This window comes from Ruminiclostridium cellobioparum subsp. termitidis CT1112 (assembly GCF_000350485.1).
Taxonomy (GTDB): domain Bacteria; phylum Bacillota; class Clostridia; order Acetivibrionales; family DSM-1351; genus Ruminiclostridium; species Ruminiclostridium termitidis.
In genome coordinates this window covers 50,302-74,510 of the sequence record NZ_AORV01000054.1, presented here as the reverse complement: position 1 = coordinate 74,510, position 24,209 = coordinate 50,302, and the positions used below count along the sequence as shown (strand labels likewise).

General features: G+C 42.5%; 20 protein-coding genes. 17 read left to right on the top strand and 3 right to left on the bottom strand.

All coding sequences use genetic code 11. From position 1 onward, the window contains the following. The first annotated feature begins 153 nt into the window (after positions 1-153). Positions 154-2,001: a sensor histidine kinase gene (locus tag CTER_RS19100; protein WP_040761692.1), complete on the top strand. Its 1,848-nt coding sequence runs from the start codon at positions 154-156 to the stop codon at positions 1,999-2,001. Further along, on the top strand, positions 1,998-2,585 hold the full coding sequence (locus CTER_RS19095) for a response regulator (protein WP_004628282.1): 588 nt from the start codon (positions 1,998-2,000) through the stop codon (positions 2,583-2,585). The genes CTER_RS19100 and CTER_RS19095 overlap by 4 nt, the downstream gene beginning before the upstream one ends. Positions 2,586-2,637: 52 nt before the next feature. Here CTER_RS19095 and CTER_RS27160 read toward each other — a convergent pair whose 3' ends face one another. Then, positions 2,638-4,434 (bottom strand): sensor histidine kinase, encoded by a 1,797-nt coding sequence (locus CTER_RS27160; RefSeq protein ID WP_004628425.1) that lies wholly within the window; start codon positions 4,432-4,434, stop codon positions 2,638-2,640. Then, complete coding sequence (locus tag CTER_RS27155; protein WP_004628440.1) at positions 4,431-6,008, bottom strand: response regulator; 1,578 nt, start codon at positions 6,006-6,008, stop codon at positions 4,431-4,433. Before CTER_RS27155 ends, CTER_RS27160 begins: the two co-directional genes overlap by 4 nt. A gap of 382 nt (positions 6,009-6,390) precedes the next feature. Between CTER_RS27155 and CTER_RS19080 the strand changes: the two genes are divergently transcribed. From CTER_RS19080 to CTER_RS19020, 13 genes are all read left to right on the top strand, one after another. Next, positions 6,391-7,311, top strand: coding sequence for an ABC transporter permease (locus tag CTER_RS19080; protein ID WP_027629250.1), 921 nt, complete (start codon positions 6,391-6,393; stop codon positions 7,309-7,311). 47 nt (positions 7,312-7,358) lie between these two features. After that, positions 7,359-8,270, top strand: coding sequence for a carbohydrate ABC transporter permease (locus tag CTER_RS19075; protein WP_004628378.1), 912 nt, complete (start codon positions 7,359-7,361; stop codon positions 8,268-8,270). Between the two features lie 57 nt (positions 8,271-8,327). After that, positions 8,328-9,848, top strand: a complete 1,521-nt coding sequence (locus CTER_RS19070) for an ABC transporter substrate-binding protein (RefSeq protein WP_004628478.1) — start codon at positions 8,328-8,330, stop codon at positions 9,846-9,848. A gap of 129 nt (positions 9,849-9,977) precedes the next feature. Beyond that, positions 9,978-11,351, top strand: a complete 1,374-nt coding sequence (locus CTER_RS19065) for a glycoside hydrolase family 30 protein (RefSeq protein WP_004628394.1) — start codon at positions 9,978-9,980, stop codon at positions 11,349-11,351. A 143-nt stretch (positions 11,352-11,494) separates the two neighbouring features. After that, positions 11,495-12,340 (top strand): class II fructose-bisphosphate aldolase, encoded by an 846-nt coding sequence (locus CTER_RS19060; protein ID WP_004628233.1) that lies wholly within the window; start codon positions 11,495-11,497, stop codon positions 12,338-12,340. Between the two features lie 21 nt (positions 12,341-12,361). Next, positions 12,362-13,156: a sugar phosphate isomerase/epimerase family protein gene (locus CTER_RS19055; protein WP_004628453.1), complete on the top strand. Its 795-nt coding sequence runs from the start codon at positions 12,362-12,364 to the stop codon at positions 13,154-13,156. 94 nt (positions 13,157-13,250) lie between these two features. Continuing rightward, positions 13,251-15,338, top strand: coding sequence for a transketolase C-terminal domain-containing protein (locus CTER_RS27150; protein ID WP_004628488.1), 2,088 nt, complete (start codon positions 13,251-13,253; stop codon positions 15,336-15,338). A gap of 18 nt (positions 15,339-15,356) precedes the next feature. Further along, positions 15,357-16,865 (top strand): CoA-acylating methylmalonate-semialdehyde dehydrogenase, encoded by a 1,509-nt coding sequence (locus CTER_RS19045; protein ID WP_004628290.1) that lies wholly within the window; start codon positions 15,357-15,359, stop codon positions 16,863-16,865. A 287-nt stretch (positions 16,866-17,152) separates the two neighbouring features. Further along, positions 17,153-18,139 (top strand): carbohydrate kinase family protein, encoded by a 987-nt coding sequence (locus tag CTER_RS19040; RefSeq protein ID WP_004628409.1) that lies wholly within the window; start codon positions 17,153-17,155, stop codon positions 18,137-18,139. Between the two features lie 39 nt (positions 18,140-18,178). Beyond that, positions 18,179-19,627 (top strand): L-fucose/L-arabinose isomerase family protein, encoded by a 1,449-nt coding sequence (locus tag CTER_RS19035; RefSeq protein ID WP_004628496.1) that lies wholly within the window; start codon positions 18,179-18,181, stop codon positions 19,625-19,627. Between the two features lie 67 nt (positions 19,628-19,694). After that, positions 19,695-20,330 (top strand): RpiB/LacA/LacB family sugar-phosphate isomerase, encoded by a 636-nt coding sequence (locus CTER_RS19030; protein ID WP_004628341.1) that lies wholly within the window; start codon positions 19,695-19,697, stop codon positions 20,328-20,330. Between the two features lie 26 nt (positions 20,331-20,356). Further along, the gene (locus tag CTER_RS19025; protein WP_004628309.1) at positions 20,357-21,445 is read left to right on the top strand and encodes a M24 family metallopeptidase; all 1,089 of its coding nucleotides are present in this window, start codon (positions 20,357-20,359) and stop codon (positions 21,443-21,445) included. A gap of 167 nt (positions 21,446-21,612) precedes the next feature. After that, positions 21,613-22,449: an AraC family transcriptional regulator gene (locus CTER_RS19020; protein WP_004628444.1), complete on the top strand. Its 837-nt coding sequence runs from the start codon at positions 21,613-21,615 to the stop codon at positions 22,447-22,449. 66 nt (positions 22,450-22,515) lie between these two features. On the opposite strand, the gene CTER_RS19015 is transcribed toward CTER_RS19020, so the two are convergent. Continuing rightward, a complete protein-coding gene (locus CTER_RS19015; RefSeq protein ID WP_004628433.1) occupies positions 22,516-22,707 on the bottom strand; it encodes a ferredoxin in 192 nt (63 codons plus the stop codon). 229 nt (positions 22,708-22,936) lie between these two features. On the opposite strand from CTER_RS19015, the gene CTER_RS19010 reads away from it, so the two are divergent. After that, positions 22,937-23,797 (top strand): amidohydrolase family protein, encoded by an 861-nt coding sequence (locus tag CTER_RS19010; RefSeq protein WP_004628272.1) that lies wholly within the window; start codon positions 22,937-22,939, stop codon positions 23,795-23,797. Between the two features lie 16 nt (positions 23,798-23,813). Continuing rightward, positions 23,814-24,149, top strand: a complete 336-nt coding sequence (locus tag CTER_RS19005) for a hypothetical protein (RefSeq protein WP_004628481.1) — start codon at positions 23,814-23,816, stop codon at positions 24,147-24,149. The last annotated feature ends 60 nt before the right edge of the window (positions 24,150-24,209 follow it).

Sequence of the window (24,209 nt, the reverse complement as noted above, 5' to 3'; positions counted from 1 at the left end):
ACTCATAGCGATATCCCTTTTTCTTTCCGAAATGCGATAGTATGGTTGCTTGATAAAAAATACCTCCAATCATATACTAAAGTCAGGAATTTATTTATGAACAGCTGGGAACCTGGCTCTGAAAAGTTGTCATATGGGGACATGGAGGTTGAAATGATTAAGACATTAAAGGGCAAAATTTCTGTATTGTTTTTAAGCCTGGTTTTATTAATTGCCGTAGTCGGTATCACTGCTTCGGTAAATCTGTTCAATTTGAGCGGGGCTATCGACGGCTTGATGATAGCAAACTACAGGAGCATCAATGCCGCATCCAAAATGGCTGAAGCAATTGAACGCCAGGACAGTGCCGCTTTGACATATATAAATGTGGACGTAAAAAAAGGCAGGGAGCTTTTCACGGCTAACAACGAAGAGTTTTTAAAATGGTACGAGGTGGATGTCAATAACGTAACAGAAAAGGGTGAAAGAGATCTTGTCCAGTCACTTAAGAGCTCGTATACAAACTATGTAAACCTATTCCTGGATTTGCAGGAAATCCGCAGCCGGTCGGGTGTAGAAGCGGCCAATGAGTTTTACAACTCAAAAATGACGCCGGAATTTACTAATACCAAGGAGGATTTAAGGAAATTAAGTCTCATTAACGAAAAAGCCATGTTTGAAAGTAAGGATCTGGCCACCGAGAATGCTAAAAAGTCCATGTATCTGGTATTGGGAATTTCTTTATTCGCAATAGTGGGGGGCTATGCCATTTCAAGATTTTTTACAAACAGATTCCTGCAGCCCATAACCTCACTGACACAGACAATGAAGCTGATCAAAGCCGGAGATCTGAACAAACAGGCTGATATCCGGACAAGGGATGAAATCGGAGAGCTTTCAGTCGAATTCAACAATATGACCCGGAGGCTGCAGCAATATGAGCAAAGTACGCTGGGACAGTTACTTATCGAAAAGAACAAGTCCCTGGCAATTGTCAAAAGCATATCTGATCCGTTGATAGTTCTGGATACCGATTACAGGATCATATTGGTCAACAATGCCTTTGAAAGAATATTCAATGTTGCCGAGGATGTTTTTCTAAACAGGCATTTTCTGGAGGGAATCAGAAATGGTGAGGTATTTGACTTTATATCCGGCACTTTCAAGTCAGGGGATGAAACTCAGCGAAAGATTTTCTATATCTCCGGAAACAGCGGTAATTACTATTTCAATGTCATAGTTACAACAGTCAAGGACAGCAATGCAAATCTTTCAGGGATGATCGTACTGTTTCAGAATGTCACCCAGTTAAAGGAAGTTGAAAAAATCCGCACAGATTTTATTGCCACCATATCACATGAGTTCAAAACTCCGTTAACCTCTATCATAATGGGCACTGATGTTTTGCAGGAAGAGGGCATGGGGCGACTCAATGATGACCAGAGACAATTTATACAGGCCATCCGTGAAGACAGTGAGAGATTATCCAAACTGGTAAATGATTTGCTGGAACTGACCAGGATAGAGTCGGGGAAAGCCGTATTCAAATTTGGGGAATATGCCATTGACGATATTATTGAATGTGCTGTCAAGCCATTTTATCAGTTGGCCCAGCAGCAGGAAAAAAATCTGTATTTTAGCTGTGAGGATGACATTCCCCATGTCATTGCCGATTTTGAAAAAATCACATGGGTTCTTAACAACCTGATTTCCAACGCATTAAAGTACACCGAAGTAGGTGACGAGATAGTGGTAAATGCAGAGGAAAAGGGAGATATGGTTTATATAACGGTTAAGGATTCAGGACGCGGTATCCCGGAGGAATTCACAGATAAAATATTTGAAAAGTTCGTGCAGGTCAGGGACGGAGATTTTGAAGCCAGAGGTACAGGCCTGGGACTGGCTGTCGTTAAAGAAATTATAGAGGCGCACAATGGGGAGATATGGTGTGAAAGTGAACTTGATGTGGGCAGCAGCTTCATTTTTACACTTGATATTGCAGGAAAGGAACAAAACAGATGAAGAAAGTACTGGTTGTAGATGACACAAAAAATATCAGGATGATTTTGACAAAGTGTCTGGAACTGGAGGGTTATGAGGTAATGACCGCAAGTGACGGAAAGCAGGCTCTTGAGCTGTTCGGAAACAATACTTTTGACCTGGCCTTTTTGGATATCAAGCTTCCTGAAATACGCGGTACCGAAGTGCTCAAGAGAATAAGGGAAGCGGGTATCAGGACTCCGGTGATAATAATAACGGCGTATGCCACCGTAAAAAATGCGGTGGATTGCACAAACCTGGGAGCGGTGGCATATATTCAGAAGCCCTTTTCGGCAGAAAAGATCAGAAGTGTACTGAAAGAATTTGGCCTAAAAACTGTAAATATTGAAAAAGCAGCAGCCCAGCCGGCGGATTTGATAAGTGATGCCAGGGGATTTCTGGAACAGAACCAGTACCATAAAGCGCTTGAGGTATTGAAAACCGCGCTGTCAATAGAATTGAACAATCCTGAGATATATCTGCTGATCAGCAATTCCTATAGGGGAATGAATCAGCCCGGGAATGCCCAAAGATTTTATCAGTTTTATAAAACCTTCACCACATAAATATGCATTTATGCGGTATCCGGAAGTTAAAATACGCTCCCTGCCGGACGGGTCACAATGGTGCCGCCGGTATTTTTACAGCTGCTGTCGTTCCCTCACCGGGAGCACTTTCATAATGAAGTCCGTAGTCAGGTCCGTAACACAGCTGCAGCCGGGAATGAATATTCCATACCCCATAGCCCGATATGGAAGTACCTGATTTTTCTTCCAGAATAACAGCAAGCTGTTCCCGGGACATTCCAACGCCATTATCCCTCACATATATGACTATATCCTCAGCCTGCCGGACTGCACTTATTTCTATTTCTTTCGGACGTCCATCCCTGTTGGGCATGATACCGTGCATTATGGAATTTTCCACAATAGGCTGGAGCACAGTCTTGATGATTGAATATGACTTTATTTCATCAGGTATTTGAATTGTAAGATTTATAGCTCCGTCATATTTGAAATTCTGTATTTTAACATATGCTGAAACATGGGCTGCTTCTTCCCCAATGCTTAAAATATCCCTGCCCTTATTGAGACTTATTTTATAGAATTTTGCCAGTGCCGTTGAAATCTCCGCTATTTGGGGAGCATTGTAATTAAGGGCTCTCCAGTTTATAAGGTCCAGGGTATTATACAGAAAGTGCGGATTGATCTGTGCCTGCAAGGCTTTGAGTTCGGCGGTTTTAATTGCCTTACCGCTTTCATACTGCTCCTTTGAATGCTGTTTTATCCGGTTCACCAGGTAATTAAAGCTGTTTATAAGCTTGCCGATTTCATCCCTTTTTTTAGTGGTTATTGTATTATCAAGGATACCATTTTGCACACTTTCCATCTGCCTGGAGAGAATGCTCAGTCCTTTTGTCATGGAACGGGCGAATAGATATGCGACACTGCAGGTGACGGCTATGCTGACCAGCAGCAGGAGCATTATAATAACTCCCAGCCTGTTGCTCAGGGATAATATTTCCGAAAAGGGGATTATAGCTATCATGGTCCAATCAGAGTCATGAAAGCGGCGGGAATTTACCAAAAAGGATTTTCCGTTTCTTGTGAGCTTTTCCCATTTCATTTCCCTGTCGGGCAGCTGATCGTGGGCCAGATCAAGTTTTTCAAAGGCATTTTCCCTCAAGGTGTTTATCATCTGATTATTTGAATTTTGGATATACACTACACCGTTTTGGGTAATATTGGCCTTTTGAATAATTTCATTGATGCCGTCGGCTTTCATGCTGATCCGCTCGACTCCGATAGTGTTATTCCCTCCGTATATGCTGTTTATTTTTCTCAACAGGCTTATAAGTATGACAGGTGACTGCTGATCAGGCAGCCTGATTTTCTCGGGCGGAAGCCAGATCCGCATTTCGTTGGAATTAAACCATTTTTTATATTCTTCATTTTGTTCCAGAAGTTGGTTTGAGAAAAAGAACAGATTCTGCCTGGAATACATAAGACTGTCGTCGACATATAAGCTCGCAAGATAGGCATCCTTGGAATAACTGAGGGAGTTTAAAAGCTTTTCCAGTGCCAGCATATCCAGGTGCTGCTGCTGATAATCATATCTGTAGCTGTAAAGGTCCTTGCTCAATATTGACTGGACTGCTTCATTGGAATAAACCACATCGGCGGTATACAGAAGGGACTCTATTTTTTTATCAATGAAATCATATGCCTGGGAAAAGGATTTATCGGCTGAATACTGTATCTGCTGCTTGTAATCTCTTGATACATAGGAGTACACTACCACAAGGACCGTCATTATCGAAATGAAGATCAGGGCGGAAAAGGACAGCATGAGTTTGGTCCGCATGGAACGGTTCATATATTTTTGGTACAGCCTTTTAAAAGGAAAATTCATCATAAGCCTTTCTCCCTGAATTCAGAAGGTGTAATTCCAATCAGCTTTTTAAACATCTTGGCATAATAATTGGGATCCTGATAGCCCACACTTTCGGCAATATGATACAGCTTAAACTGTTTATCCCTCAGAAATGCTTTTGAACGCTCTATTCTGACAGCAGTAATATACTGGCCTATGGTTTTGCCGGTCTCCTTTTTGAACAGATTGGACAGATATGTAGGAGACAGGTATACTTTCTCAGCCAGCCAGGGCACCGAGAGATTCACATCGGAGTAATTTTGCTGTATATGATATGCAACATCCAGTATTGTTGCATGATTGCTGTTCAAATCCTGAAAATAGTTAAAAACCAGGTCTACCTTTTCCATGAGGAAATCATGGAGCTCCTGCAGAGTATCCATGGAAGACACTTTCTCCCAGATATAGTCACTGGGTACATCGACAGTAAAGTCCAGCTGGCCGTGAAATTTATCGGCAGAGTGCATGAGCTGGTATATCATTTGCAGGTATATATGTTTGATGTTGTTAATCAGGACATTGTCCTGGGTTTTAAAGAAATCATATATTTTGTTGACAATACCGGTTGTCAGGGCTTTATCATGGTTATCAAAAGACTTTGTAAACTCATCATACAAAAATGTATTTGAGAGGGAATTATCGCTGTAGGTGTCACTGTATTCAACAACATTTCCGTAACCATGGAAAAAAAGCTTCTGCAGTGCAATCACTGCTTTTTGATATGAATCGATTACACGGTCCAGGCCTTTTTCCGGTTGACCTATGGCACAGTACATACCGTCGGAATCAATGCTTTCGGATGCAAAAGCCTGCTTGATTGCTGAAATTGCTCTTCCGTGGCTCTTCAGATCGGCAGCATTATCGCAGGATATTATTGAAATGAGATGACGGCTGTCCTTGTAGGTAATAATATGCTCAAAGGCTGAAAGCACCCCGGCCAGACTGCTTTTTATATTTGAATCCTCTTGCTGCCAGTCGGCCGATTCATTTTTTAACTTGAAGATGATTACAAGATAAAAGTCCTCTTTTTTCTGAAACAAGTTATCCAGCAGTTTCAGGTCGTGTTCAACCGCATCGGTATTGCGGGAAGATATCAATGTGGAAACAACTCTGTTTTTTATCAGGGAAAGGCTGTTTATCAAAGTCTGATTAATATTTTCCAGTTCACGCTTTTGATTTTGTTCCTGGAGACATTGATCCACAGCAGCTTTGATTGCATGTTCCACCTCGGGTATTTCAATGGGCTTTTCCACATAGCTTACCGCGGACAATGCAATGGCAGCTTTTAAGTATTCCTTTTCGGAGTAGCCGCTCAGGAAAATTATACGGCAGTTGGGCTGATGCTGGCGCAGCTGCCGGCACAGTTGTATTCCATCCATTCCCGGCATACAGATATCAGACAAAATTATATCGGGCTGATATGTCTTGGACAGGTCTATTGCATCAAAGGCATTTCCGACATCCTGTATTTCATCAATACCCAGCATGTCCCAATGAATATATTTTTTTAAACCGTTTCTTGTGCTTATTTCATCATCAACTATTAAAATCTTCACAGACCCTGCACCCCCACGTGTTGACAAGCCGGTTTAGCAATGCGCATACAATGGCTTGACTAAAAGATAATAACAGATATTAAATAAATTTCAAAATAAATTTCAATATGCAATTTATAAAATGAAAACAAATTAATTATCCCCGAAACAAGATGGTATGGAACGCTAAACCCTCTCCAAACAGCGTCATTGTTAGATTAACATACTAATAATTATAACGCAATACGTCCTGGTGCCATGTGAAAATATATCTTAGATTTTTCCTTAAAACAGTAGTTTTGTCGTATTAAATTATCAAAATCCATGCTTTATAATTTAACACAACAAGAGCAGCACACACCAAATGCAAACATCCAATCGGGAACCAGAAAGGGTCGGTATAATGAAAAATCATCAATTCCTAAATGAATTCAATAAAAACAAGGCACTCTTTATTATGATTGCTCCGGCAGTCCTGTTAACAATAATTCTTTCCTACATTCCAATGAGCGGCCTGGTTTTGGCTTTTAAAAATTTCAGATATGATTTGGGGGTTTTTGGCAGTCCCTGGGCAGGGTTTGAGAATTTTAAATATTTCTTTTTATCGGGAACAGGTGCAAGAGTAACTTTCAATACCATATTCTACAACTTGATAAATCTGATAACATCCCAGTTCTTATCCATGCTTGTAGCTATTTTTATCACTGAAATATTTGGGAAGACCTATAAAAAAATATGCCAGTCTCTGATTTTTCTTCCGTATTTTATTTCATGGGTTATTGTGGGAACCTTTATTTATAATATATTCAACTATGAAACGGGAACCTTTAATTCAATTTTAAAATTCTTCAATATGGAGCCCATCAATATGTACAGCATACCGTCAGCCTGGGTATGGATTATAATGATTTTCAATTCCTGGAAATGGGTGGGTTATAACTCGATAATCTACATGGCGGCCATAACAAACATTGATGCCGAATGTTATGAGGCAGCCGACATTGATGGAGCTAACATTTTCCAGAAAATCAGAAGCATCACTTTTCCAAGCATCATGCCCACAATCATTGTTATGCTGTTACTGAATGTAGGCCGTATACTGCGGGGAGATTTCCAGATGTTTTACCAGATCGTGGGCAACAACGGGCAGCTGTATAATACAACGGATGTCATTGACACTTTTGTATTCAGGTCACTGCTTACCAGCAGTGATATGGGAATGACTGCCGCAGTTTCCTTCTACCAGTCGGTACTCTGCCTGGTAATCATTCTGGCGGTTAACGGAATTGTAAAAAGGGTCAATAAAGAATACGCGCTGTTCTAGACTTGAACTTATCTCCAGAAATAAAAAACAACAAAGGAGCCTTATAAATGAGTTATTCTACATTAGTAAACAATAGAATCCGGATGTCCAAATCTACAATAATATTTAACATAATCGGTTACTCAATATTATCGGTTTTGGCACTGCTTTGCATATTCCCTTTTATCATGCTTTTATCAGGTTCTTTCACAGCAGAGCAATCAATAGCACAGTACGGCTATGGCATTATTCCCAGGGAATTTTCCACAAATGCTTATGACCTGCTTTTCAAAAATCCGGGAGAAATAATACATGCCTATGGTGTAACCATATTTATAACTGCAGCCGGGACCTTCTTCGGCCTGTTTGTTACAAGCATGACTGCATATGTGCTCAGCAGACAGGACTTCAAATACCGTAACGGCTTTTCTTTCTTCTTTTACTTCACCACGCTCTTCAACGGTGGAACACTGACCATATATATTTTCTTTGTAAAATATTTAAACCTGAAGGATAGTTATTTGGCCCTGATACTGCCGTTACTCATAAATGTCTTTTATTTGCTGATCATGAGAAGTTTTATGGCCTCAATACCTTCATCCATTATTGAATCTGCTAAAATTGACGGTGCCGGAGAATTTCTTATTTATGTCAGGTTAATCCTGCCATTGAGCAAGTCGGGCCTGACTACCATCGGATTGTTCATCCTGCTGGGCTATTGGAATGACTGGTACAATGCAATGCTGTATATTTCAGATTATAAAATGTATCCGTTGCAGTACATGCTGTACAACATGCTTTCTGCAACCGAGGCAATTTCGAGGATATCCTCGTCGTCGGGTATTGAGATATCGAATATGCCGGCACAATCATTAAAAATGGCTATGGCGGTTATTGCTACAGGACCTGTACTGCTGGTATATCCATTTGTTCAGAAGTATTTTGTCAAGGGTATTACCATTGGTGCAGTTAAGGGATAATATAACTGCAGTATGGTTAAAAATAAATACCAAATTATATTTTCGGGAGGAAAAAGTATGAAAAGAAAGCTCTATTCCTTACTGGTATCGGTACTGGCTGCAGCATTGGTTTTCGGCGGCTGCGGCAGTCAGGGCGGCAACCCGTCGGGAGCGTCAGACACAAGTGCGGTTTCGACTGCCGGTTCTTCAGCTCAGAGTAAGATCGATACATCTAAAGAGGCGGAGATAGTGATGTACATAATAGGTAATCAATCTCCGGATTTTGAAAATGTAATGAAGGAATTCAACAAAAAGTCACTGGACGACCTGAATGCCACATTGCAGGTAAACTACCTCAACTGGGGTGAGTACAAAACCAAGTATCCGCTGATACTTTCGGCCGGTGAACCAATTGACCTGATCTATACCGCTACCTGGATGAACTATTATTACCAGGCACAAAAGGGAGCCTTCAAGCCCATTGAGGATTTGCTGCCGGTATACTGCCCTGAAAGCTACAAAACCATTACCGAAGAAGCTATGAAGCAGGCAACCGTAAACGGGCATATTTATGCTGTGGCAGGAACCAAGGAAAGCTATAACGCATATGGGCCGGTTGTGAGAAAAGACCTGATGGACAAGTACGGTATGAAATCCATTGATACCTTTGACCAGTACGGCGATTTCCTCAAGGCTGTTGCAAAGAATGAAAAAGGTATGGACCCCACCTTCTTTACTTCAACCGGAAGTGAAATAGATGATATTTATATGCTTAGCAAGGGCTTGTATCCTTTAACGGGAAATTCAGGCAGCATATACTGGATTGATCCGAAACAGGAGCAGCCCAAGGTTTTCTCAAAGACCGACTGGGATGGCATGCCTGAATTCCTTGCCAAGATGAAGGAATGGAGTGATGCGGGCTGCTGGTCCAAATCCGCCCTGGCAAACAAGGATACCGAAAAGATGAACAACGGAACTGCCGCATCAAGAATAAAGAATCTTGAAGTCTGGGTAAGCAGTAACATTGATACAAAGTGGGATTTCAATTTCTATAACTTTGTTGAGCCAATAGAAATACTTTCACACATGCAGGATGCCATGGCGGTACCTACTTCTTCAAACAATACCGAACGTGCCCTGATGCTTCTGGATAAAATCAAATCCGACAAAACCTACTACAACCTGCTTAACTTCGGTATTGAAGGTGTAAACTACAAGATTCATGAAGACAACACAATTGAGTCTGTAGATTCCACGAAGTTTGCCTTCCAGAATGGTTTCTGGGGAATGCAGATGAGAGACTTCGACCTGAACAAGGTGGGATCGCCTGAAACACTTCCACAGATTCAGAAAGAATATCATGACACGGCAGTACCCAATAAATTCAGATCATACTACATGGACACTGAAAAGATAAAGAACGAATATGCAGCCGTACAGAATGTTATGGAACAGTACTTCAATCCTCTTGAGCTGGGTTATGTGGATCCTGTCAAGGGTTTGGACACTACACAGAAACAGATGAAGGCAGCCGGCAATGAAAAAGTTCTTGCCGAACTCCAGGCACAAATAGATAAATTTATAGCAGATAACAAGTAATATCCAATGCCATACCGGACAAATTCCTGATATATACTGGAGTTTGTCCGGTATGAAACGTAGCTGGTTTGCGGATGCTATGCGGCTCGAAGCCATAAATATGGCTTAAATATGGCTTAGGAGGTTAATATGAAGAGCTTGATAAGAGTAATAGAAACCTGTAAGGATACAGAGGACAGGCTGAGTGATAAAGGTACAAAAGAGTTCAGAATTGATGCACTTGAACAGGAAAACAAATTAATAAACATATACAGTGATGTTAAATATCAGGCAATAGAAGGTTTCGGAGGAGCATTTACTGAAGCCTCCTGTACCACCCTGGACAAATTGACAACGGAACAGCGTAAAGAAATTCTCACTGCTTACTTCGATAAAGACAGGGGAATAGGCTACAATTTTTGCCGTACACATATCAACAGCTGTGATTACGCCCTGGAAGAATATACATATGACGAGGTTGAAGGAGATTTTGAACTGAAGCATTTTTCCATAGAACGTGATACTAAAAGCTTGGTTCCGATGATCAGGGATGCTTTTGCCATTGCCCCTGACATGAAATTATTCGCCAGTCCGTGGAGTCCTCCGGGATGGATGAAAACCAACCTGGAAATGGTCAACGGCGGAAAACTTAAAAAGGAATGCTACGGGGTTTGGGCCAGGTATATTGCAAAATATATAAGGGAGTATCAAAACCAGAATATAGATATATGGGGTATTACAGTACAAAATGAAGCAAAGGCGGTACAGCCATGGGAATCCTGCGTGTATACCGCCGAAGAGGAAAGGGATTTTGTCAGGGACTATCTCGGCCCCATTTTAAGAGAAAATGGACTTGGCCATATCAGGATAATTATTTGGGATCACAATAAGGAAAGAATTGTAGAGCGCTCCAGGGCCGCTTTTGGAGATACGGCAGCAGCGGAGTATATTGACGGTGTGGGAGTGCATTATTACTCGGGAGATCATTTTGAAGCCCTTAACATAACGCATGAATTGTTCCCTGACAAAAATATTTACGGAACAGAGGCCTGTACCAGACAGAACCTTGAAAATCCCTGGCTGTCGGGGGAAAGATATGCACATGATATAATGGGGAACTTTAACAACTGGTCCTGTGCCTGGACCGACTGGAATCTGCTTCTGGACGAGAATACCGGTCCGAGTCACTGGCGGGAAAAGCAAATAGCAATGGGTGACAAAGGCATTTACTGGTTTGGAAATTCACCCATTATGGCAGATACCGGGACAGGTGAAATAACCTACGGAGCAGCATATTATTACATGGGCCATTTCAGCAAATTTGTAAAAAGAGGTGCCAGAAGAATAGGCTTAAGTACATATACTCCGAATCTGGAGGCCATAGCCTTTGAAAATCCCGACCGGCAAAAGGTTGCAATAGTTATGAATAAAAATGATGCCGACCAGGAATTTACACTGAGAATTGAAGGGAAAATTGCGGATTTTAACGCAAAAGCACACTCTATCCTGACTTTGCTGTTCTAAGAAATATAACTGAAAAAAGCAGATTAAGCATGTAGCACTTACAGCTGTCAGTATCAGGTTGATACAAACCTGTCGACAGGAGTGGTACTGCTTTAATCATATATGTATACATGTATACAAATTTTAAAAACAAGGAGCACACTATGTCTTTATGCACATTAAAACAAGCACTGGACTTTGCAGGACAAAAAGAGTGCGGTATAGGTATGTTCAATGTGGTAACAGCCGAATATGCCGCAGCAATAGTACAGGCTGCAGAGGAAGCAAATATGCCTGCAATCATCGGCATGCCCGAAAGATTTTTCCAATTCTATGATATAGATATGATGTCAAATCTGTGCGTTGAATTGGCCCGGAATGCCTCGGTACCGATTGTCGTACATCTTGATCACGGCAAAAGCTTTGATATGGTAATGAAAGTTTTAAGAAGAGGCTTTACCTCGGTCATGTTCGACGGTTCGGCACTGGAGTATGAAGAAAACGTAAAGCAGACAGCCGAAATTGTAAAGATTGCCCATGCAATGGGGGTTTCAGTTGAAGGGGAACTTGGATACGTGGGAAATGCGGCCAGCGGAGCAATAGACAGTTCACTGATGACCAAACCCGAGCAGGCTGCCGACTTTGCAGAGCGTACAAAAGCAGATGCACTTGCGGTAGCGATAGGAAATCTGCACGGTCACTACAAGGGCACTCCGAAGCTTGACTTTGATAGACTGGAAAAAATACGAGCTGCGACAGCCTGCGACCTGGTACTTCACGGCGGCTCGGGAATCTCTGAGACCGATTTTGTGAGGGCGGTAAAAACAGGAATCAAAAAGGTAAATATATATACCGCACTTTCAGATTGTACACTTGACTTTTTCAGAACAAAACAATCCGAATACAGTGTATGGCTGGATTTCTCAAAGGATATGCGTTTAGAGCTTACAAAGCTTATAAAGGAATTTATCCTTTTATTTGGCTGTCTGAGGAAACCAAACGACCAATAAATAATGGAATGGGGGATGAAAATGAAGTTTGGCTGTTGCGGCAATATGCTGGTACAAACCGGTGTGGGAGATTTTACAGCTCCGGTCATAAAGCAGTTGGGATACGACTATATCGAGCTTCCACTGGCTCCGATGGCACAGCTTGATGAGCAGGATTTTAGAGCAGTGGAACAAAACTTGAAGGAATCGGAAATTCAATGTGAGGTATGCAACATTTTATTTCCTCCGCAAATTAGACTCTTTTCATCTGAAACAAGTGACAAGCAAATAGGAGAGTATCTGAAGCATGCATTTTCTCGTGCACAAAGACTGGGTGTGCAATATGTGGTCTTTGGGAGCGGACCCTCCAGAACAGTTCCTGAGGGCCTGGGCAGAATTGATGCCTGGGACCGTCTGGTGGCTATAACCCGTTATATTGGAACGGTTTCCATGAGATACAATATTACCATCCTGATTGAACCCTTGAGACACCAGGAATGCAACATAATAAATTCGGTCAGGGAGGGTTTGAAACTGGCTAAAAGTGTAAAACACCCGAATATTAAGCTGTTAGTGGACTTTTTTCACTTGAGGCACCAGCAGGAAGACCCCTCTGTAATACTGGAAACAGAGGATTATATAAAACACGTACACATAGCAAATACCTTTGACAGGGTCTTCCCAAAGCAGCTTGAAGAAGACAGTTATCAATCTTTTATTGAAGCTCTGAAAAAAATAAACTACGATGCAAGAATCAGTGTTGAAGCTTATACAAATGACTTCGAAAAAGATGCTTTGGATTCCCTAAACTTTTTAAAAAGTTATTTCAGATGGTAGGCGCAGAAAGAAAATGAAAAAGTATTGCATAGATGCTTTTTTGTGTGCCGCCATGGGACAACCATCCGGCACATTGGGACATGGAGGTTAAAAAATGAGTAGACAAAATACGGAATACATACTGCAAAAGGGAAAAGAACTGTTATTGGAATATAAGGACTCAATTCTCAGAATGTCTGTCCTGCAGCAAGCTGCCGATGCTGTGGATAACGGAGTCCACATAGGAGGAGTATTTTCTGCGGTGATCCCGCTTGCGACGCTGTATTACGGCGGATTTATCCAGCTGGATATTGAGAATCCCACAGCAGAAGACCAGGATGCATTTGTACTCAGCAAAGGCCATTCGGTAGCGGCAATTACAACGATATATGCCGATAAGGGATATTTCCCGAAGGATTTATTAAAGAATACAAGATCAATTGAGAGTATAATCAACGGCCATCCCGGTCCACTGATGCCCGGAGTGCACATTTCCACCGGACCCTTAGGGCAGGGACTATCAGCAGCAGCCGGTTTCGCATTGATAAGGAGGGAAGCTCCCAAGCGGGATGTTTACTGTATGTCCGGGGACGGAGAGCTGCAGGAAGGTTCCATATGGGAAGCTGTTATGTATGCCGGTGAAACCGGTTTGGAGAATCTGTGCCTTATAGTTGACAGAAATTACGGACAGCTGGATTGCACCAACCGTTTGATACTTGGACTGGGCGATTTAAAAGCAAAATTTGAGGCCTTCGGCTGGAGGGTATTTGAAATTGACGGAAGAAGCTATTCTCAAGCCTATGAAGCCTTTGATACTTTCAAAAACAAAGTGCGGGACGGAAGGCCTACGGTGATTATATCCAATACAACCAAAGGCTTTGGGGGATTTTCCAACCTAACTGACAGTCATAAGACGAATTTTTCAGGCAAGGTTTTTGAGCTCGAAATGGAATATCAAAAAAAGAGACTTGCAAACAGGGCACAAGAGCTGGCCAGGTTCCTGTCGGGACTGGAGGGACAGGAAGAAGCCGCAGTAAAGGAATTGGAAGCTTTTGCCGCCGGCATGAACCTGTCTGTTGTTCCGGGTGCCCCGGACAAGTCTTTTAAAGTTATAGCTACAGAAGCAAAAGCAAAAACCTGCAAAGCGGCGCCCAGAAACAAAAAGCTGCAATATCCCCGGGATATGCTGCCGGTACTTGATAAAACAAAAGAATATGCTGCCAGCTCAATAGTCACAGATGTAATGAAGGTTTTTGCACAGGATGAAAAGGTTGTGTCCATAGATTCCGACCTGTCGTCAACAAGTGGGTTATTTGACGGGATAAGTGCCGTTGATAAAACAAGGGCCGTAAATGTGGGAATCGCAGAAGTTAATATGATGTGTATGGGAGAGGCATACGCGGCAGCCGGCTATAATGCCTGGGTAAGTACCTTCTGCCCCTTCTTTGAATGGAGAGCGCTGAGAAGAATAGCCATAGGATACCAGGAACGCCTTGAAGCAATAGAGTCAAAAGCTGGCTGGCTTAGCGACGGACACCGGCTTGATCTCACTTTCCTGGCTACGGCACCGAATCTCGAGACCCAGACAAACGGTGCAACTCATATGGGAAATGACGATATAACCGTATTCAGCGGAATTGCACATCTTAAAATAATAGACACCTCGTGTCCGCAGCAGCTTATGAGTATCATGGAATGGATTGCCGAAGGAAACAAGGGCCTGGTGTACCTGAGAATAATGCGGGCAAAATCCAAGGTGCTCTATTCCTCCGATTATACCTTTGAGTTTGGAAAGGGCTATTATCTCAGCAGGTATGAAGGCAGTAAAATTGCTGTTATAACAAGCGGAAGGGGTGCCCATGAAGCCCTTGCTGCGGCAGAAATACTAAAAGGCGAAGGTGTAGAAGTTGATATTATTGACATGCCGTCGGCTGATGAAGCAATGTTTGTTGAACTGGCCGGATCAGGCAAGTCACTGCTCTTTGCAGAACAGAACAACGGGTATCTATATTCGGAATTCCAGAAAACCATGTTTAAAAATAAAGTGAACCCCGATCTGAATAAAATATTTTCCATCAATGCCCTGGATGAGAGTGGAAAAGCCAGATTCATTCATTCAGGTACATACAAACAGCTTGCAGAACATCTGGGACTCAGCGCAAAACAGCTTGTCGGCGCAGTTAAAAAAATTATAACGGGTTAAATACAGGAGGTAGGAAAAATGGAAGTAAATAAATTAAAGCTTTTTATAAATAATGAGTGGGTGGAGTCCAAATCCCAAAAATACATGGACATTATGGATCCGAGTACGGGTACGGTCATAGCACAAACTCCGTGCTGTACACAGGAAGAGGTAGAGCTGGCCGTTAAGGCTGCAAATGACGCATTTCCTGCATGGTCCGATACGCCTGCAATTAAAAGAGTGCAAATTTTATATAAGTTCAGAAGTCTGATAGAAGAGCATCTGGATGAGCTTACATACATTTGTGCGCGGGAAAACGGAAAAGTGTGGGAAGAAGCCAAAGGTGATATTTTAAAGGTAAAAGAGATAACAGAACATGCCTGCGGTATTCCGTCTCTGATGATGGGGGAATCTCTGATGAATACTTCGGCCGGATATGATACGGTGCTATACCGTGAACCTGTGGGAGTCTTTGCAGGAATTGCACCGTTTAATTTCCCCGGAATGATCCCTATGGGCTGGATGATGCCCTTGTGTATAGCCACCGGCAACACAATGGTGCTTAAGCTTGCAAGTATGACGCCCATGACTTCCATCCGCTGTCTGGAACTTATGCAGGAAGCAGGTTTGCCGGCCGGAGTTATAAATGCTGTAACCTGCAGCAGGAATGAAGCGGAAATTTTATTGACAGATCCTGCAATAAAGGGTGTAAGCTTTGTGGGTTCAACCTCGATAGGTGCTCATGTATACAAAACCGCAGCTGCCAGCGGAAAGAGAGTCCAGGCATTGACCGAAGCCAAAAATCACGCACTGGTGCTGGAAGACGCACCGTTGGAGAGAACTGCAAGGGGAATAATCAATGCAACCTTTGGCTGTGCGGGTGAAAGATGTATGGCACTGCCGGTGATTGTGGCACAGGAGAGCATAGCCGACAAATTGACCGGCTTACTGGTCAAATACGCTAAAGAGCTTAAAATCGGACCTGCCTATGATAGAACATCAACCCTGGGTCCGGTTATTTCATCCTCCCACAAGGAATGGGTGCTCAATTGGATCGGAAAGGGAATTTCCGAAGGGGCAAAGCTGGTGCTTGACGGCAGAGCTGTGAAGGTGGATGGAAATGAAGGCGGATACTACATCGGGCCGACCATATTTGACCAGGTGACATCTGATATGACTGTGGGTGATGATGAGATCTTCGGGCCTGTTTTATGCATAAAGCGTGTCAAGGACTTTGAAGAAGGCCTTGCAGTAATGAATGCAAACCGGTTTGCAAACGGCTCGGTAATATTTACTCAAAGCGGATATTACAGCAGGGAATTTGCAAAGAAAACAGACGGAGGCATGGTGGGGATAAATGTGGGCATTCCTGTTCCGGTAGGTATATTCCCGTTTACAGGCCACAAACAATCCTTCTTTGGAGATTTGCATGCCATCGGAAAAGACGGAGTCAGGTTCTTTACCGAGACAAAGGCGGTAACTACCAGATGGTTTGACGATGCTGAAAAAAATAATAAGAACGTCAGTACCTGGGATGGTTCTTTATAATAAGCAACTTGTTTACAAAGGATGTATCGCAAAACTAATACAATTTAAATCCATGTGAAACTTTAGTGCCCTCGTACTAACTTCAAAAAATGGATAGCTCACAAAGTACATGCCTTAAATTTGTACGGCTCATCACAGGTACTTTTAATAGAGCTTATCATTTTTTGAAGTTGTACTCGCGCACTATGATCAGTAACACATTATTTTCATTTGTTTTGAGACAGCCCGGAAAACAATTTGCTTAAAAATTATCCGGGCCGCAAGCTTAAAGAAAGGGGGAGAATAGTTTGAGAGATTCTGAGGTTAATATTAACCGCGAATACGATGTGCTGTGCATTGGGCTTATAAATATGAACATGCCTGTCAGACCGGTTGATAAAGGTGTTTTTGACAGGGATGTGACAATGGTGGATGCAATTGATATAATGCCGGGCGGAGATGCCATGAATGAAGCCATTACCCTGAGCAGGCTTGGCAACAGAGTGGGACTTGTGGGGAAAATCGGAGAGGACATTTTCGGTCAAATGCTGCTGGAGATGACCTCCAGGGCAGGAGTTGACACGAAATACATATGTAAGGATAAAAATGCTAGTACGAGTGTATGTGTAATGCTGGTCAATCAGGACGGAAGCCGCAATTTCGCATCTCACAGAGGCGCAAACTGTGAATTTTCTCTGGAGGACATAGATCTTTCGATTCTAAAGCAAACCAAAATTGTAAACATAGGAAGTATATATGCCTTGAAAAAGCTCGACGGGGAAGGTGTAGAGACTATTCTACTTGAAGCGCGCAAAAATGGAGTCATTACATGCGCGGACATGATGTGTGACACATACGGAAAAGGCTTTGCTGCAATAAAGGGAGCATTGGGCAAGCTGGATTATTTTATTCCCAGTTATGATGAGGCTGCAGCAATAACAGGAGAAACAAGGGTTGAAAAGATAGCAGAAAAGCTGCTGGATGTAGGTATAAAGAATGTGATAATCAAATTGGGCGCAAAGGGCTGCTTTGTTTCCAATGATAAACAAAGTTTTTATGAAGCTCCCTATGAGGCTGAGGTAGTGGACACGACAGGTGCGGGAGACAACTTTGTCGCAGGCTTTTTGACCGGCTTGAACATGAATTGGGAGCTGAGCAGATGCATAGAGCTGGCGAACGCCGTGGGATCGCTGGCGGTGGGAAAGGTTGGCTCAAATGGCGCTGTACACAGTAGGGACCAGGTTATGGAGTTTATGAAAAACACAAGGAAAATCAATATAAACAGGTCAATTTAGTATACGTGCACATATAAAAGCACGCTGAGGAGGTATTTTATGCTGGAGGAATACAAGCAAAAGCACAGGGTAAAGATCGGTTTAGCTCCGACAAGAAGAATTCTGACCAGAAAGAACTTTTTTGACAAAGCCGATGCCATAAAAGAAAAAGATATTATAGAAGACACTCTGGATCAGAACGGAATAGAATATGTAAATCTGGATTTTCTTAATGAAGAAGGTTTGCTTTATCAGGGCTGTGATTCCGACAGAGCGGCTAAAAAATTCATCGAAGCAGGTGTGGATGCCATCTTTGCACCACACTGCAATTTCGGGACTGAAGATGCAGTTGCAAAGCTGGCTAAAAAAGTTAACAAGCCGCTGTTATTGTGGGGCCCCAGGGACGGAGCTCCAAAGCAGGACGGAAGCCGTGAGAGAGACAGCCAGTGCGGTCTTTTTGCCACCTCAAAGGTTCTTCAGCAATTCGGGGTTCCATTTACATATATACCGAATACCCGAGTTGAGGATGCACTGTTTAAAAAAGGATTGAAGAATTTTATATCGGCAGCGGCTGTTGTCAAGTCAATGACAAATTTGAGAATCGGTCAGATAGGAACACGTCCCGCAGGCTTCTGGACTGTAAAGTGCAACGAGGAAGAGCTGCTTGAACGCTTTGGCATTGAAGTGGTACCTGTAACAATACCCGAAATCAAAAGTTCAATGGATGAAATTCTGTCAGTGAAGCCTGTTATACTCAAAGAGACCATTAATGATATTAAAATAAAGATTGACAGAATAGATATAAATGACGAAGCCCTGCAAAAAACGGCGGCCCTGAAGATTGCCATCAGGCAATGGGCCGATGCCGAAGGACTTTCAGCTATTGCCATGCTTTGCAATAAACCTGTAAGGGAAGCCTTCGGCATCACTCCCTGCTTCACAATGTCGGACCTGACAGATGACGGACTTCCGGTCATATGCGAAACTGATATACATGGTGCGGTAACTTCCATTATGACTCAGGCGGCAGTTCTTGGAGACAGTGCTACTTTTCTTGCGGACATGACTGTCCGGCATCCTGAAAATGACAATGCCGAGCTGTTGTGGCACTGTGGTGTTTTCCCTCAAAGTCTTAAGAGCAGGAACTCAAAGACAGTGCTGAATAACCACTATGGAGCCAATTTCCCCGGTGCCTGTGAGTGGGAAATAAAGGGCGGGGATATAACAGTTTCCAGATTTGACGGAGTCAGGGGAGAGTATAAGCTTTTGCTGGCTGAAGGCAGGGGAATTCAGGGCCCGAAAAACAACGGCACATACGTGTGGGTTGAATTTAAGGACTGGATGAAGATGGAGAACCGCCTTATCAATGGCCCTTATATACACCATTGTACCGGAGTTCACGGAAAGGTTGCCGCAGCTCTGTATGAGGCCTGTAAGTATATTCCGGGACTTACTCCCGACCCTGTGGATCCTACAAGGGAAGAAATTGAAAACTTCCTGATAAGATGATTTTTAAATAAAAAATTTACAAACGTGTATTTCAAACAGATGGGATAAAAACGAAAGGACTGATTGCATGAAGATAGCAATTGTTACCGAATCAAGTTCGGCAGCTAAAAACTCAATGGTGGAAGCCGCTTTGAACAAGACAGGACATGAAATAATCAATCTTGGTATGTACGGTGTGGACGGTGAGCCGGCGGTTTCATATATTGATACCGGCTTTATGGGGGCATTGCTCCTCAATACCGGCTGTGTGGATTTTGTAGTGGGAGGCTGCGGTACGGGACAGGGCTTTGTAAACGCCATAGTTCAGTATCCCGGAGTAGTCTGCGGTCTTATTTCAGAGCCTCTTGACGCCTGGCTCTATGGGCAGATAAACGGCGGGAACAGCATTTCACTGGCGCTGAACAAGGGCTTTGGATGGGCTGGGGACGTAAATCTTGAGTTTATCTTTGAGAAGCTTTTCAGTGTGGAATTCGGAACAGGATATCCGGCGCACAGAAAAGAGGTTCAGGCCGGAGCAAGGAAGCAGCTGGCTGCCGTATCAGAGCTGACACACCTTTCCTTTGCCGAAATCCTGGGCAGGATGGATAGGGAATATTTAAAGAAGATATTGTCATATCCCGGCCTGAAGGAAGCTATGGAAAAAAGTGCCGACGGAACATTGGCTTCAACAAAAGCTCTGTTTACTTTAATTAATACACTATAGACCGAAAGTAAAAGGAGAATTGGACTATGAACGAATTTCAAACAAAACTTGATAAGGTGAAGAGGTTCCTGGATGAAAAAGGTTCGGACGGCATAATTTTATCCAAAAGAGAATCCTTTTCCTGGCTGACCTGCGGAGCTCATGATTTTGTAGCCAAATTTTCAGAAACAGGAGTTGCCGACCTGATAGTTATGAAGGACAAATGTTATGTGGCAGTCTCCGAGATAGAGCGCTGCAGGATGATGGACGAGGAGATAAAAATACCGGATTTTGAGCTTGTGAGTTTTGACTGGTACAGGAATAAAAATGATGTTATCGGCCAGTTGACCCGAGGCAGGAAGGTTGCCAGTGATACGGGAAATTTCAATACGCCGAACCTTTGTGAAGATTTCAGAAGGCTGAGATTTTCTCTGTGCGCCGAAGAAACCGGGAGACTGGAGGAACTTTGCAGCAGGATTGCAATTGCCGTACAGGAAACCTGCAGGGAAATATATGTGGGAGATACCGAACACGAAATAGCTGCAAACATTGGCAGCAAACTTATGAAGCAGGGGATTCAGCTGCCTGTCTGCCTCATTGCGGCCGACGACAGGATCAGAAAGTACAGGCATCCCGTTCCCACAGGAAATAAGGTGAAAAAATATGCTTTAGTTGTAGTTGGGGCCGAAAAGTACGGTTTGTATGTATCAATGAGCAGAATGGTGAGCTTTGGAGAACCTGATGACGAAATTCTGAGAAAGCAGAAAGCCTGTCTGGAGGTTGATGCCGCTTTGATAAGGAATACCGTTGTTGGTACCGGTGTATCCGATATTTTCAAAGCAGCTGTCAATAAATATGAAATGACAGGCTTTGCCGGGGAATGGAAATTCCATCATCAGGGCGGGGCAGCCGGGTACAGGGCCAGAGAATTCCTTGGGAACTTTGACACAGAGGAGCTGGTCCAGGAAAACCAGATGTATGCCTGGAACCCAACTATTTCAGGAACCAAAAGCGAGGATACCATATTGGCAACTCTCCAGGGTCCCAGGATTTTGACCGAAATACCCGGCTGGCCTATGAGAAAGATAATAATTGACGGGCAGGAGATTATGAGACCGGATATACTTGTCAGGTAGAAATTAACCTGTCTTGTGCCGGAAATATATACATGCCGGAAGCTTGACTAAATTATACTCCATATATAGTATTAATTTGTATGGTGTAACCCGTTAATTTTTGTATTTTAAATAACGGGAATTTTAAATTGATACTCCTTATAATTGGATATGGAGGGAGAGCCGGAATGGAATGGATTGAGAGACTTAACTCTGTTATTGACTATATTGAAGAGCATCTTGACACAGAAATAAGAAATGATGAAATAGGAAGGAAAGTGTTATGTCCGGTTGGACCGTTTCTGAGGACCTTCTCCTTATTGACCGGAATAACACTTTCCGAGTATATCCGGAGAAGAAAGCTTACTATGGCGGCTTTCGAACTTCAGTCCACAGACTGCAAAGTGATTGATCTTGCTGTGAAATACGGGTATGAATCCTCAGATGCCTTTTGTGTGGCCTTCAAGAAGATGCACGGTATTCCGCCGGCAAATGCACGGCAGCAGAATATCAAGCTGAAATCCTTTCCACGCTTGTCCTTTACATTAACCATTAAAGGAGATGCAGAAATGAATTACCGGGTTGTTGAGAGGGAAAGTTTTAGAGTTGCAGGGAAAGTAGTTACGTCATCACTGGAAAACAATGTGATCCCGCAGTTCTGGGATCAATGCAAAAGGGACGGCACCATTGAAAAACTGCTTGAGGTGGGCATTGATACAAGTACTTATGGTATGTGTTTCGGCTATAACGAGGAAGGTTTCAATGATTACATGGTGGGTATTGAAACAGTTAAAGAAGATGCAGCCGGCTTAAAGACTGTAACTGTTCCCAGGTCCACCTGGCTGGTATTTGAGTCAGCAGGTCCCATAAATCCCACGCTGGGCAATACCTGGAGCAGAATTTATGGGGAGTTCCTGCCCCAGAGCATTTACAAGCAGTCCTCGCTGCCAACGATAGAGAAGTATTTTTCAAATGATGTGAATTCCGGAGATTATCTGGTTGAAATCTGGATACCGGTGCTGTAATTTAGATTAACAAAAATCCACCCGGATGTTATGAAGGGTGGATTTTACTTGTGGTATCAATCTACTCTATTGTTCCAAATCTATAACGCTTACAGGACAGCCATCTCTGGCATCTTCAGCATCCTGTTCAAACTCTTCGGCGATATCGTCTTCAATGGCTTCGGCCTTGTTGTCCTCATTCATGCTGAATACCGACGGGCATATGGAAACGCATAATTCACAGCTGATGCAGCCATCCTGATCTACAGATGCTCTCATAAATTACCTCCTGTTAATTTATTTTAAAGTTATTATTACATAAATTCCTGATAATATGCCTGTAATATGATTTTATAAAATGTGTATACAATATACTGCTTTTATATTGATTTTATAAAAAACTTGAGTTATATTAAAAATAACAAAACATACAAGTGGGCTGTAATGTCTAAAATGTGACAGGCCACCGGGATTATATAGCTACGGTACAGCAGATCTAGAGGGAAAAATGATAAGCGGCATAGAGATTATTGACAGTCATGTACACACTTTCGCCAGTGATGAAATAGCGGGAAGGATAATATCTTCCTTTAACAAGCTTTATGATATTGAGTTCACAAATCCGGGAAACGGGACAATTGACAATGTTCTGGAGAATATGAAGACGGGTGGAATAGACCGCACTGTAATGGTTAACTTCGCTCCGCCCAGGATAATTCATCAAAACAATCTTTGGACACTGGAAACTGGAAAAAATTCATGCGGAAAATTAATTCCCCTGGTAAGTTTTCATCCGGAAATGGAAGGAATATTGACGGAACACCTTGAAAACTATATAAATATGGGTGCCAGAGGCATAAAACTTCATCCTATGGCTCAAGGGTTTGACGTCAGGGACGAAAGGATGCAAAAACTTTATGAAAGCTGCAATGAAAAGCGTTTTGCAATATTAATCCACTGTGGACGTGTTTCCAATGCAAGATTAAATGAATATTCTGATTTTGAATGTATATTGCCGGTTATTGAAAGATATACCGACCTGCCGATAATTCTCGCGCACATGGCCGACGGCAGTGTTAAAAAGTGTCTGGAAGTTTCAAAAAAATATAAAAACGTTTATCTGGATACATCGATTGTCATAACCGGTTATCCTGAAATAATGAATGTCAATGAACCAAGCTGGCTTGATGATGGTGAAGTTACTTCAATAATAAATGAAATCGGTGCTGACAGGATTATATTCGGGTCGGATTTTCCCTGGGGAAGTCCCATACATGATTTAAAAAGGATTATGAATTTTAACCTTGATATAAGTCAGAAAAGACTGATTTTTAACGAAAACGCCAAAAGAATATTTCAGCTCGAATAGGAAAGAGGGTAGACATATGGGCAAATTGAAGCTCAAGAGTATTTTAACCCTGGCATACAGTGCTGTTCTATCTGTACTTTTTTGTCTGGCAGGATATCTGATTTCACTAAGGATTAGTTACAATTTTATTGAGACACTTTTTCTGATAGGACTTGTTCTGGTTTTAGCAGGGATTGTGATCATAATATCCAAAAATCAGAATAGAGCCACTGGGGTTGATGCAGCAGAACCAAAACATGACAAAGGCGAAATAACGGATGAAGGGACACGGTTGATTCTTCTTGGTTTAAACGGTTTCACATCCGTCTTCACAGGTGTCTTCCTGCTGGCTATTGATGCCTTTCTGAGATAATTTTCAAATTACCGGGCTTTTAAAATACCTTGAAAACACACCAGGAATATTTATTGTAAA